This window comes from Methylobacterium sp. J-048, assembly GCF_022829515.1.
Taxonomy (GTDB): Bacteria; Pseudomonadota; Alphaproteobacteria; order Rhizobiales; family Beijerinckiaceae; genus Methylobacterium.
The window spans coordinates 1-10830 of sequence record NZ_JAKSYL010000192.1 but is presented as its reverse complement, the minus strand read 5'-3'; the positions used below and the strand labels follow the sequence as shown (position 1 = coordinate 10830).

Genomic DNA, 10830 nt, shown 5'->3' with positions numbered 1-10830 from the left:
CCAGACATGGTTGGGCCGCTCTGGCCGCAGGCGCACGCACGAGCCGTCGTTGAGCCAGAGGCGGGCCCGCTTCGGCTGTCGGGCTGGGACCTTGAGACTCTCCCGCCGCCAGATCCCCTCATCCTGAGCCTGTCGAAGGATCGACCCGCTTCGCGTTGATCGTCCAGCCGTCGCGCCGGAGCAGCGCGGTGATCCGACGGTACCCGTAGCGCCCATACTGGAGAGCCAGCGCGACGATGGCGGCGGTCAGTGCGGCCTCGTCCTCGACCACCACGGCGCACTTGCGTTGCGTCGATCCTTCGACAGGCTCAGGATGAGGGGTGCTGACCCAGCACGCGGCAAGCGAACCGTTCCGACACGCCATGCTCGGCCACGACGTCGTCGACGCAAGCCCGGCGGCGACCCGGGCTCAGAAGTTTCCCGAAGCCGCCTGCTTCAGGATGAGCTTCTCCAGGGTCAGGTCCGAGATCGCCCGACGAAGACGCTGGTTCTCCGTCTCCAAAGATTTCAATCTCCTGACTTGATCACCCTTGAGGCCGCCGTACTCGGAGCGTCAGCGGTAATACCTGACCTCCGTCACCTCAAGGGACCGGATTGCTTCGGCAACCTTGCGTCCCTGCGAGACCGGAACATCAACCTGCCGCAGCTTGGCGACGATCTCCTCAGCCGTAGGCTTCTTCCGTCCCATGACACCATCCTCCACATGGCGCAAAGCCATACCTCAGGGAGGACCACTTTTCAGGGGGCAGGCCAGATCTTAGAGCTGGCGAGGTATGGCTCTCTGGGTTCCAAGCCGTAGGAGGCAAGGTTGGACGCGGCTTACATCTCGGCGATGTTCGGCCTGGGTGGGGCCACCATAGGAGCGTTGGCGTCGTTCATGACGACGTGGATGACCCACAGAAGTCAGTTCCAGGACAAGATCCGCGAGGCTGAGCGGGCGAGGCGCATCGAGTTGTTCAACGAGTTCATCACGGAGGCCGTCCGCCTCTATGGCGATGCACTCAGTCATGAGCGGGACGATGTCGGCGATCTGGTCCTGCTCTACGCCCTGCTGGCAAAGATGCAGCTCACCGCCTCGCAAGCCACCGTGGATGCAGCAGAGGCGGTCATAGACCGTGTCATCGACACCTACCTCGGCCCTAACCAGAACCTCCATGAAATTCGCGAGCTTGCCCGCGACGGTAAGCTCAACTTCCTCACGGAGTTCGGGACGGCTTGCCGTGCGGATTTGCAGGCGTCGCTCAACGAGATCAGGTAGCCTAGCTCAAAGCAGTCGATGCATTCATGTGATCGGCGCTGATCAGCGAACCGATCAACCGCCAGAGCGCCTGATGCTCTGGCCCGTTGCGGCCGGATGCGAGGAAGGTCGCCAGACTGAAATCCGTCACATGGCCCCCCGAGGCGATATTGCCGGTGTGCCGAACGAAGCTGTGCCCCGTCGTGGGGTCGAACAGCAGGTGCCAGAGGTCGCCATTCGGACTGGCGTAGATCAGGCGATTGGGTTCGGAAGGGCTCATGGTCGTCCTCCGGCGTGACGACAGGTGGCGCGGGTCGCACCGAACCGGCCTCGTCAGCGGTCCCATCGCGGCTACATAGCAGAGATGCGCAGCTTCATCCTCGCCGTCAGCCTCATCGCTATCGCCGCCCCCGCCTCGGCGCAGGCGCCTAACCGCGGCAACGCGGACCTACAGACCAACTGTGCGGGTGACGCCCTCGCGTTCTGCGCCGGCATCGATCCGAACAGCCCGCAAATGGACGCCTGCTTCAAGAAGAACATGAGCCGGATGTCGCCAGAGTGCCGTCGCGCCATCGATGCCTACGAGAAGGGCGGCGGTAAGTAGCCACGCGACCGTTCGGTCACAGCCCGAATGCCGCGGAGGGGGCGAGCCCCGGCTCCGTAAGCGGACGGGATAGATTACCGAGCCGAGCCGTTAGCGCATCGACAAACTCCTCCGACCGGGCATCCAATATGCGAAGCATTATCCTGGCACTCGGCCTCATCGCTGTCGCGGCTCCCGTTCTGGGAGCCCCTGACGCGTCAGCCTCAAAGCGTGGCAACACAGATCTGAAGACCTACTGCTCCGGCGATGCGGTCACGTTCTGCAGCGGCGATGATCCGGACAGCCCAGAGATGGACGCCTGCTTCAAGAAGAACATGGACAAGATTTCGGAAAACTGCCGGCGTGCGATCAAGGCCTACAAGGGTGGTGGCGGCAAGTAGCACCGTCACCATGCTTGAGCCGGCGCAGCGGTAGGGAGCGTGCTGCCAACCTCACGATCGCCTGACCCTTCCCAATCCGGAACCACCGCCGGCCCTCATCATGGCTCTTCGGCTAACCGGACCGTAACACGCTGCCGGGACGCCGGTGAGATTGTCGACCTCCCCCGTCGGCCTGTGATCAGATCGGGCGGCGGGGCCGAGCCGGATCCCCGCAAGCTCGCAGACCGATCAAAACAACGCTGGCGTGGTAAACGAGTAGTCGAGCTTTACGCCAAACTGGAATTGATCCGGACTGCCAAACGGGCGACGGACCAGAGGGCTGTCGCCGGATGCACCCAGGATTCGCGTGTAGCCAGCAAAGGCCGTGTACGCCCACGTCTCGTTCTGCGTGTAAGTCACGGCGCCGAGCACGCCCGCCGAGTAGAAGCTTCGCGGGTCGTAGGGCGTGACCCGGCCGTTCAGGGCGGCTTCGGCCGGTGACACGCCGAAATACTTCCGGGCGAAGCTGGCATCTCCGATATTGAAGCGTGGGCCGATGGAGAACAGAAGCTTTTCCGTCGGGATCAGATAATCGGCCGCGACCGAGCCGACCGTGCCGTGATGTCCGTAGACGCCCTGCCGAGCCTCGACGCGGGTGCGGATGAAGGAGACGGGGTAGAACTCCGCGAACACGCCGGGCTCGACGGCGAACCGCGCGTCGCGGAGCCCGAACAGGTGGCGTCGGTCGTCGCCATAGTAGCGGCCGGGCACGATGCGAGCGGTCGGCCCGATGCGAAACACCGGATCATCATAGAGGGACAGACTGAAGCCGTCGTCCGGAGCCGAGAAGCGTCGCGGTTCTCCGAGACGACGAATGTCGATGGAGGGATAGCCGACAGGCGTGTAGTCGCTGGCGCCAGGATAACGGGGTACGACCTGTAGCGACCCGCTGACGGTCACCACCCAAGTGCTTGGATCGACTTGAGTAAAGGTCGGCACTGGACGCGGCAGGACCGCGCTAAGATCTGCGGCATGCGGCGCCGTCGTACCGCATACGGCAAGGAGTGCGCCTGCGCTGAGAAGGGCGCAGAACCGCAGGGTACGGTGAGGCGATGATGTCATGGCCACGCTTTATGGCGCCTTTTCATCCCGCCCGCATACGCATGACGCGCAACTCTCGCCCAAACGACTCGTAATAGGACCGGCCGTGACGATTCAGCAACGTTCCGCTCGGGGCGGATCCCCACACTGATCCCGAGCCGACCAATCAGGCCTGGGCTTCGGAACGCTATCCAAACCCGCTCACTTTGATGGTGCCGGCTTCTAGCCGCTGCACAAGGACCGGGCTATCAAACCGGCGGCCGTTCAATCCAGATGAACAGCGCTGTCGCAACCACTAGGACAGCCCCGAATATGCAGGCCGCATGGAAATCTCCGCGGCCCTGAGGCGCCCTTCCAAGCCCAGACATGATCAGCTTTCCAGCCGTGACGACGCTAGCACACCCTGAACATACGATGATTGCGAGAAGGAACCAGCCGGCAGGAGTCTGAGGCATGGCCCACTGTACTATGGCCAATCGGAAAGCGTCCATTTTACCAGCCGGGCGGCCATATCGGCCCGGCGCGCCCGGCCGCTCGGCGGCATGTGGCGCGATAGCGTCAGATCTGGATCTCTTCGGCATGCAGGCCACCAGCCCGCAGGTGATCCGGGATATCGGCATGATCGTAGTACCCGGCTTCGTGAGCCATGGCGTCGAGCGCTGCGATCGGGTCGGCGGCCGAGCCGGTCCAGAGGATCGTGCCTGTCGCCACCTGGCGGATCTGAAACACCCTCATCGCCACCTCTCCCACATATGTTGAGCGATCAAGCGTAGCGGCTTCTTCGACGTTCCGGTGCTACCTCAATCGGTCAGCATGCCGCATGGGCGGGCCGTGTTCGTTTCTGAGCCACCGGAGCGTCCGCCAGCGGCCGACGCCTGCCGGCACAAGGACCATCAGCGCGGCCCCAATCGTGATCGTGCCGGTGGGGGTATGCCGAACCGAGACTCGTTGGAGTCGAAATCAGGGCCATGGGATCTTCCATCGGGTCCTGGTGGCGGCTTCACCGGCCGAGAACCCATGCTTGTAGCCGGCCTTGTAGATGCCAGACAGGATCGCGGCGATGCATGCCCCGATCACGAGTTGGTCGAGCAGCGACAGGGAGTTGAACCAGGCCCACAACACCATGCCGCTATCCCTCGAGCCCTGGATCGACGCGACGCATGAACCGGAGCGTCATCCGGTGGCAGTCCCTGACCCATTCCAGCGCCAGGGTACGACGCCAGAGGGCGATGATCTCGTGACCCGGCAACAAGCAGGGCTCACAATAGCGAAAGCGGCCGCTGTCTCTCAACGTCTCGGCCATGCCGCGGTCGGCCGGAGCCATCAGGTTGCATCCTTGCAAGCCAAGGGCGTGGTCGTGTCTTGGAGAGTGCTCGGCAGGAGGCTGAGCGCGGCGGCTACAAAGGCTGCGCCTGACCCAGGCCCAACCCATGCTGAGCAGCCCGGCGCCTGGCCGCATGGCCTGCCGACAGTATACCTTGCGTAGCGCGCCCGGATGTCAGCCGGCCTCGCCCCCAGCCTGCTCCCGAACCCCGTCGCGATTTGGCACGACGCCATCGAGAACATCTCCCCGCGCGCCTCGCCCTGCCGGCACCTGACATCGGCGTAGCGAGCCGCGATGCGGGAGTCGGCGCTCGACTTCTGCACCCGCCTCGGCGCAGAGGCGCATGGTCTGGGCTGGACAGCACCGCAGCTGTTCGGCGTCCATCCCGAGCACGGCACGCTCCGGGTCGAGTACTGCGGCGCGCTGATGGTCGCCGGCAAGGAGGTGCATGCGATTGAGGCGGATCGAGTCGTTTTCGAACGAACTGCAGCCTACCGGAACACGCCCGGCAAGGTGTTGGGCCCGCCGATCTGGGAATTTAAGACGCCGGCCGGGTAAGGTTCTCACAGCCTCTAAAAGCCTCGAGCCCAGGCATATCCTTCACGATAATGTGTGTATCAGAATTTTATTGCCAATTCCATTGAAAACATGGAACCTATCGACGACCCATCACGGGATCGTGAGGGATTGCTCGGCATTACGCTGCAGCCCATCGGAATTTCAGCCCAATATTTAATCGATGTAACACCTCAGGAAACAATGCGATACAATGTTTGTTTCTGATCATCGCTGAATTTTCCGGCTACTGGGCGGTCTTTTGTTGCCCAATAAACACATCGACTTCGAACTCTACCTGAAGTGGATTAAGCCTCATTGTTCAAACGTGGCGGCTAGCTCATGCTGCTCATGCATCGGGGCGCCCCAAAGCGAGAGCCCACGCGAGCCTGCCACCGGATGCAGGTCGAGATGCACCTTGCGGCGAGATCCGGGAAACGGGCGCTGCCGCACACCACGGGTCTCGAAGCTCTGAGGATGTCGATGAGGTTCTTGAAAAGCTCGCTGCTTGCGTCTGCTGCAGCATTCGTGGCGGTGGGGGCAGCCCATGCCGCAGACCTGCCGGTCAAGAAGGCGGTCCCGATCGAGTACGTTCGGGTCTGCGGCGCCTACGGGGCCGGATTTTTCTACATTCCCGGCACCGACACATGCCTGCGTCTCTCCGGCCGCGCCCGGTTCGAGGGCGGCTATCAGGCCAGCTACACGCGCCAGGCGGGCACCAATGCCGGTGACACCTCCGGCTACCAGGGCCGCATGCGCATCAACCTCGATGCCCGCACTCAGACCGCCTACGGCACCCTGCGCGCCTTCGTCCGCCTCGATGCCGGCGCCCGCACCGGCTATTCCGGCGTCGGCCAGTCCGGAACCCAGCAGCGCATCGGCCAGGCCTATGCTGGCATCGGCACCGACAGCTTCGGGCGCGACTCGCAGTTCGTGAACGTCGACAAGGCGTTCATCCAGTTCGCCGGCCTGACCGCCGGTCGCGCGTCCTCGTTCTTCGACTTCTACGCCCACGATTTCGAGATCTCGGCGGCAACCGCCGGCTCGGACATCGCCTCCACCAACCTGCTCGCCTACACGGCGACCGTCGGCGACGGTCTCGTCGCCACGATCTCGATCGAAGACCCGGTTTTCCGCCGCACCCCGATCTTCTCGCCGTTCAACGTCGGCGCCACGGTCAGCTCCGGCAGCGTGTCGAACTTCGGCGTGACCAACCAGCCGACACCGGTGTTCGTCGGGTACACCAATGGGATCGCGACCCGATACGGCAACGTCGACAGCATCGAGCGCGAGCGTCTGCCCGACTTCGTCGGCGCCTTGCGCCTCGATCAGGCCTGGGGTTCTGCCCAGCTCTCAGCTGCCACGCACGAATTGAACGTCGGCAACCTGTCCACCGCCGCCAGCACCGGCACGGGCAACATCATCGCCCCGGCGCATACCAGCAACGTCCAGGGCTGGGCGGTGCAGGGCGGCATCAAGATCAACACCCCATTCATCGCACCCGGCGATTCCTTCTACATCCAAGGCGCCTATGCCGACGGCGCGCAGCTCTATACGGGTTATTCCAACTATACAGGCTCTTATACGCAGAGCACGACCACTATCCAGGGTCAAAAATTCGCACAGTATTTCTCAGATGCGAGCATCAATCCGTTCACTGGCCAGCTGCAGACATCGACTAGCTTCAGCGCCGTGGCGTCGTACCTGCATTACTGGACCCCGGAATGGCGTTCGGCCTTCTTCGGCTCCTATGGCGAGCAGAGCTTCTCGAACGGTGCCCGTCTGGCACAGGGCGCCGCCTACACCCTCGTGAGCGGTCTGGCGGGTAGCAACCCGTTCGGGTCCAACGCGGTGGGCACGCCCGGCACCCGATTCTACCAGCTGAGCCAAGCGCTGCGCGATACCTACCAGTTCGTCGCCGGCGCGAGCCTGATCTGGTCGCCGGTGAAGGACCTCGATATCGGCGTCGAGGGCTTCTACACGCAGATCGGCCTGAAGAGCGGCCGGGCAATCGATCTTGACAAGAGCCCGACCGCCTACGCGAACATCGCGGCCATCAACGCGGGTACCTTTGCGGTTGCAACTGCGTCGAAGGACTCGGTCTCGCAGGTTCGCTTCCGCGTTCAGCGCGATTTCTAGTTTCCCAGATCGAGATCGGATTTCTCCAAAGCTCCGGTCTTGATGTCCCCGTGCAAAGGGACCTTAACTGCCCGGTCTCACGGCCGGGCTTTTTTTGATCAACACCGTTGCAATATGCCAGCCCCGATCGCCGTCGCTGCCGTGTGCTCGTGGCGATGAGCGTAGCACCAGACGCTATTTATGGGATGCAGGGATACGATCATTTTTGATGAGCACGTTCATCAATCTCGATATAGCAATAATCTGGAAACATTTATCACGCGTTTTTGTCCTTATACTCAGTCAGGTTGTGTGTAGTGGCACGCCTCATTGGAATTGCGGCATTTTGCGCTGGATCAATAATCATCACTTTGTGTTGGACGGTACCCAGGGGATATTCCCCGACGTTTCTTTAGGGTGCATTCTGTGAACAAGCTCGTTTTTTGTGCAGCTGTCGCTGCGGTTCTGACGACCCCCGCGATCGCACAGGTCGTGGTCGAGACCCCAACCAGCACGACCGTCGTCGTCCCGCCGGGCGCGCCAGGGGTCATCACGCGTCAGCCTGGCTCCACCGGCGACGAGAATGCGATCACCTACTCGCCTACCGGCCGAGCTGCGGATGGTATTGCAACGGACTCGGCGGCCGCCGGCAATGAGGCGCAGCCCTCCCGAATCGGCTCGACCGGCAGCGGCGGCGGAAAATAATTCCTTCGCTCGATCGTGCGCGCAGTCTGCCAGCGCTGAGCACATGTGTGGGCCTGCCCGCCCATGTGCTGCCCCTCGACCAATCCGGGATCCCGGGGCACCGGCATGACGCTCGGATGCGCGCTGCGCCGCATACACCTTGCGGGTACAGGGCGCAGGCGCGGAGGGCGTCAAGCTGGAGGCCACGGATCCGGGCTCGGATCTCGGAGGGCCTGAACCTACCCAGACGCTCCGATCATGTGGCGGCGCGCCTCGGCGACGCGCCCCTCGTCCGGCTGATTGGGCATGTCCGCAACGACCTTCTCGCCCATGCCGCGCGTGGCCGCCTCCTCCAGTCCGAGCCCGCGGGCGAACCCATCGTGCGGTAGACTGTGGCCCTGAAAAGCAGAGGGAACGGCTGGCTCATCCCTTCACCGGGTGCGCAAACAGGATAGTGGTGCGTGTCGGCGGCGTTGCGGTCGGAGACGATCGGGTTGCCGGCCATGCCGGAGAGCTTCCGCAAGCTGTCCGGTGCGGTCGAGATGGGGGCTGTGATTACCGCCGCCCGATGACTCGTTGCCGACCCTCAGCTTGGCCCTGTGCGCTCGCCGCGAACAGAGCAGCCGCTGCGACGAGGCCGAATGCCCCCGCAAGGCCGATCTTGAGCCATTTCGGATCCGCTGCGGCGACCGTATCGACGGCACGGTCGTCGAAGCGCCCATGTGCCCCGGGATCGGTATCGACGGGGTCGTAGAGGTTGTCCGGTCGCCCCTCGAGGGCCGCCTGACTCGTCATTTCGCCCCGATAGCCATGCCGCGCGAGGTAGCCGTCGATCCATCCCGGAATGATCATGTTGCCGATGATGGCTTTCCAGGTCGGGAAGCCAATCCATAGCTCGCGCGGCGAGGTATGAGCGGCGCGATAGACGTGCCGTGCGATGGCCTCCGGCTGATAGATCGGCGGCACCGGTTCCAGGCGACGCGGCATGCGCGTGCGGGCCCAATCGAATTGCGGCGTGTTCACTGCCGGCAGTTGCACCATCGTCAACCGCACCCGACTGCCATCGTGCAGCAGTTCGCTGCGCAGGCTGTCGATGAAGCCGCGCACAGCGGCCTTGGCGGCACAGTAGCTCGATTGCAGCGGGATCGAGCGGTACGCCAAGGCCGAACCGATGCAGATGATGGCACCTTCGTTACTGCGATGCATATGCTTGAGGGCAGCGAGCGTACCGTAGACCTGCCCCAAGTATGTCACCTCGGTCGCACGTTTGTACTCCTCAGGCGGCGTCTGTTGGACCGGGGCATAGATCGTCACCATGGCGACGTTGACCCAGACGTCGATGCCGCCGAACTCCCGGACGGTCTCGTCTGCCGCCCGCATGACGGCGTCGGCGTCCGCAACATCGACCCGATGGGCGAGCGCACGGCCGCCGGCCTGCTCGATGTCTTGCACAGCGCCCTTCAGGCCGGCTTCACCACGAGCCAGGATCGAGACATTCCAGCGATGCCGGGCGAACTCGTGAGCGATAGCTCGCCCTACCCCTGCGCTCGCGCCTGTCACGACTACGGTCGGGCGCTGGTCACGGCTCGCATTTTGGCTCATCGGTCATCCATCTGGCAGATTTTAGACTACACGCAGCACAGACGCGCGAGGGAGAACTTTGCTCCGAATAAGCCGTCCATCGTGGCGGCCGGGCGGTGGCGCTGATCGACGGCAACAGATTCTACTGCAGCTGCGAGCGGGTGTTCGATCCCAAGCCGGCCGCGGTGCCGGTGATCGTGCTCTCAAACAACGATGGCTGCTGTGGCGGCCTATGAGCACTGGCTCTGCCGGATCGGTGTGGCCGAGGTCTGGGGCATCGGCCGTGCATCGCTGGCCAAGTCGGAGGCCGTGGGCGTCAAGAGCGTGGCGGATCTGCGCGACCTCGATCCGCGGCCAGTGCGCAAGGGCCCGACGGTGGTGGGCGAGCGCATCATCCAACGAGCTGCGCGGGCTGGCCTGCCTGCCGCTGGAGATGGTCCCGACCCGGCGGAAGGGTTGCGCCGTCACCCGCTCGTTTTCCGGCCGGATCGAGGACCGTGCCATCCTGGAGGAGGCGGTGTCGGCCCACGCCACGCGCCTGGGCGAGAAGCTGCGTCGCGAAGGGCTGGCGACCAACCACGTTATGGTCTTCTACCACACCAGTGAGCACGACCGCGACGAACCGATGCGCTCGGTCTCGACGACCGTCACGCTGCCGGAGCACACGTCGGACACGCTCGCGCTGATCAAGGCAGCGCGGCACGGGGTGGCTCGGACCTGGCGCGAGCCCGGGCAGCGGCCGCGGCGGTATTCGAAGGCCGGCATCGTCACCAACGATCTCGTACCGCTGTCGCACAGCCCGCGGGCCCTGATCGGGCGGATGGATCGGGGGCGGTCAGGACCGCACATGGCGGCGATGGACGCCTGCAATGCGCGCTGAGGGCGTGGGTCGGTTGTGCCGGCTCGCGCGGGGCCCGTGACCAAGCGCGGGTGGAACACGAAGTTCGAGATGCGGACCCCACGCTACACTGATCGGCCCCCACAGGGTGGTCCAAGGTTAAAGTTAGTGCGCGGTAGGCCGCTCCGCCACGGGTAGCTTGGCCGGCGGAGCTGGTCGGGCGAGCGCATCCGGCCAAGCGGTGAAGCCTGGCATGAACACTTCTGGTGCCGGCGGCCGGTATCCCAGTGAGGCCTTCGGGCGTACGGTGTTGTAGTGACGGCTCCAGCTTTCGATCACGAGCTGCGCCGCCTTGAGTGTGTAGAAGATCTCACCGTTGAGCAGTTCGTCGCGAAGGCGCGCGTTGAAGCTTTCCACGTAGCCATTCTC

General features: G+C 63.9%; 12 protein-coding genes and 2 pseudogenes. 7 read left to right on the top strand and 7 right to left on the bottom strand.

All coding sequences use genetic code 11. The features are described 5' to 3' along the window. Positions 1-688 (bottom strand): annotated as a pseudogene (locus tag MKL09_RS19855) (IS3 family transposase); the annotation flags it as partial. A 120-nt stretch (positions 689-808) separates the two neighbouring features. On the opposite strand from MKL09_RS19855, the gene MKL09_RS19850 reads away from it, so the two are divergent. Further along, positions 809-1258 carry a hypothetical protein gene (locus MKL09_RS19850; protein ID WP_244022985.1) on the top strand — a complete coding sequence of 150 codons (450 nt, stop codon included), beginning with the start codon at positions 809-811 and terminating at the stop codon, positions 1256-1258. Position 1259: 1 nt separating this feature from the next. Here MKL09_RS19850 and MKL09_RS19845 read toward each other — a convergent pair whose 3' ends face one another. After that, a complete protein-coding gene (locus MKL09_RS19845; RefSeq protein WP_244022983.1) occupies positions 1260-1517 on the bottom strand; it encodes a hypothetical protein in 258 nt (85 codons plus the stop codon). 84 nt (positions 1518-1601) lie between these two features. Between MKL09_RS19845 and MKL09_RS19840 the strand changes: the two genes are divergently transcribed. Continuing rightward, positions 1602-1841, top strand: a complete 240-nt coding sequence (locus tag MKL09_RS19840) for a 3',5'-cyclic-nucleotide phosphodiesterase (RefSeq protein ID WP_244022981.1) — start codon at positions 1602-1604, stop codon at positions 1839-1841. A gap of 128 nt (positions 1842-1969) precedes the next feature. Next, positions 1970-2221 carry a 3',5'-cyclic-nucleotide phosphodiesterase gene (locus MKL09_RS19835; protein WP_244022979.1) on the top strand — a complete coding sequence of 84 codons (252 nt, stop codon included), beginning with the start codon at positions 1970-1972 and terminating at the stop codon, positions 2219-2221. Between the two features lie 228 nt (positions 2222-2449). Here MKL09_RS19835 and MKL09_RS19830 read toward each other — a convergent pair whose 3' ends face one another. The 3 genes from MKL09_RS19830 to MKL09_RS19820 all read right to left on the bottom strand — a co-directional run bounded on the left by MKL09_RS19830 (position 2450) and on the right by MKL09_RS19820 (position 4426). Beyond that, positions 2450-3322 (bottom strand): MipA/OmpV family protein, encoded by an 873-nt coding sequence (locus tag MKL09_RS19830; RefSeq protein ID WP_279606002.1) that lies wholly within the window; start codon positions 3320-3322, stop codon positions 2450-2452. 537 nt (positions 3323-3859) lie between these two features. Then, positions 3860-4036 carry a hypothetical protein gene (locus tag MKL09_RS19825; RefSeq protein WP_243970750.1) on the bottom strand — a complete coding sequence of 59 codons (177 nt, stop codon included), beginning with the start codon at positions 4034-4036 and terminating at the stop codon, positions 3860-3862. A 225-nt stretch (positions 4037-4261) separates the two neighbouring features. Further along, positions 4262-4426: a hypothetical protein gene (locus MKL09_RS19820; protein ID WP_244022975.1), complete on the bottom strand. Its 165-nt coding sequence runs from the start codon at positions 4424-4426 to the stop codon at positions 4262-4264. A gap of 493 nt (positions 4427-4919) precedes the next feature. Here MKL09_RS19820 and MKL09_RS19815 point away from each other — a divergent pair, with 493 nt between their 5' ends. The 3 genes from MKL09_RS19815 to MKL09_RS19805 all read left to right on the top strand — a co-directional run bounded on the left by MKL09_RS19815 (position 4920) and on the right by MKL09_RS19805 (position 8003). Next, a complete protein-coding gene (locus MKL09_RS19815; protein WP_244022973.1) occupies positions 4920-5183 on the top strand; it encodes a hypothetical protein in 264 nt (87 codons plus the stop codon). A 480-nt stretch (positions 5184-5663) separates the two neighbouring features. After that, positions 5664-7319 (top strand): porin, encoded by a 1656-nt coding sequence (locus MKL09_RS19810; protein ID WP_244022972.1) that lies wholly within the window; start codon positions 5664-5666, stop codon positions 7317-7319. Between the two features lie 405 nt (positions 7320-7724). After that, complete coding sequence (locus MKL09_RS19805; protein WP_244022970.1) at positions 7725-8003, top strand: hypothetical protein; 279 nt, start codon at positions 7725-7727, stop codon at positions 8001-8003. A gap of 534 nt (positions 8004-8537) precedes the next feature. Here MKL09_RS19805 and MKL09_RS19800 read toward each other — a convergent pair. Beyond that, positions 8538-9584 (bottom strand): SDR family oxidoreductase, encoded by a 1047-nt coding sequence (locus MKL09_RS19800; protein ID WP_244022968.1) that lies wholly within the window; start codon positions 9582-9584, stop codon positions 8538-8540. A gap of 95 nt (positions 9585-9679) precedes the next feature. Here MKL09_RS19800 and MKL09_RS19795 point away from each other — a divergent pair. Continuing rightward, positions 9680-10599: pseudogene (locus tag MKL09_RS19795) on the top strand (DUF4113 domain-containing protein). On the opposite strand, the gene MKL09_RS19790 reads toward MKL09_RS19795, so the two are convergent. Beyond that, positions 10567-10830 (bottom strand): integrase core domain-containing protein (locus tag MKL09_RS19790; RefSeq protein WP_244022966.1); only part of this gene is annotated, 264 nt, incomplete at its 5' end. The pseudogene MKL09_RS19795 and the gene MKL09_RS19790 overlap by 33 nt on opposite strands.

Excerpts from the sequence above, each read along its gene's own strand:
- MKL09_RS19845 (WP_244022983.1), bottom strand. The coding sequence starts at position 1,517 with ATGAGCCCTTCCGAACCCAATCGCCTGATCTACGCCAGTCCGAATGGC.
- MKL09_RS19840 (WP_244022981.1), top strand. The coding sequence starts at position 1,602 with ATGCGCAGCTTCATCCTCGCCGTCAGCCTCATCGCTATCGCCGCCCCC.
- MKL09_RS19835 (WP_244022979.1), top strand. The coding sequence starts at position 1,970 with ATGCGAAGCATTATCCTGGCACTCGGCCTCATCGCTGTCGCGGCTCCC.
- MKL09_RS19830 (WP_279606002.1), bottom strand. The coding sequence starts at position 3,322 with ATGACATCATCGCCTCACCGTACCCTGCGGTTCTGCGCCCTTCTCAGC.
- MKL09_RS19825 (WP_243970750.1), bottom strand. The coding sequence starts at position 4,036 with ATGAGGGTGTTTCAGATCCGCCAGGTGGCGACAGGCACGATCCTCTGG.
- MKL09_RS19820 (WP_244022975.1), bottom strand. The coding sequence starts at position 4,426 with ATGGTGTTGTGGGCCTGGTTCAACTCCCTGTCGCTGCTCGACCAACTC.
- MKL09_RS19815 (WP_244022973.1), top strand. The coding sequence starts at position 4,920 with ATGCGGGAGTCGGCGCTCGACTTCTGCACCCGCCTCGGCGCAGAGGCG.
- MKL09_RS19810 (WP_244022972.1), top strand. The coding sequence starts at position 5,664 with ATGAGGTTCTTGAAAAGCTCGCTGCTTGCGTCTGCTGCAGCATTCGTG.
- MKL09_RS19800 (WP_244022968.1), bottom strand. The coding sequence starts at position 9,584 with ATGAGCCAAAATGCGAGCCGTGACCAGCGCCCGACCGTAGTCGTGACA.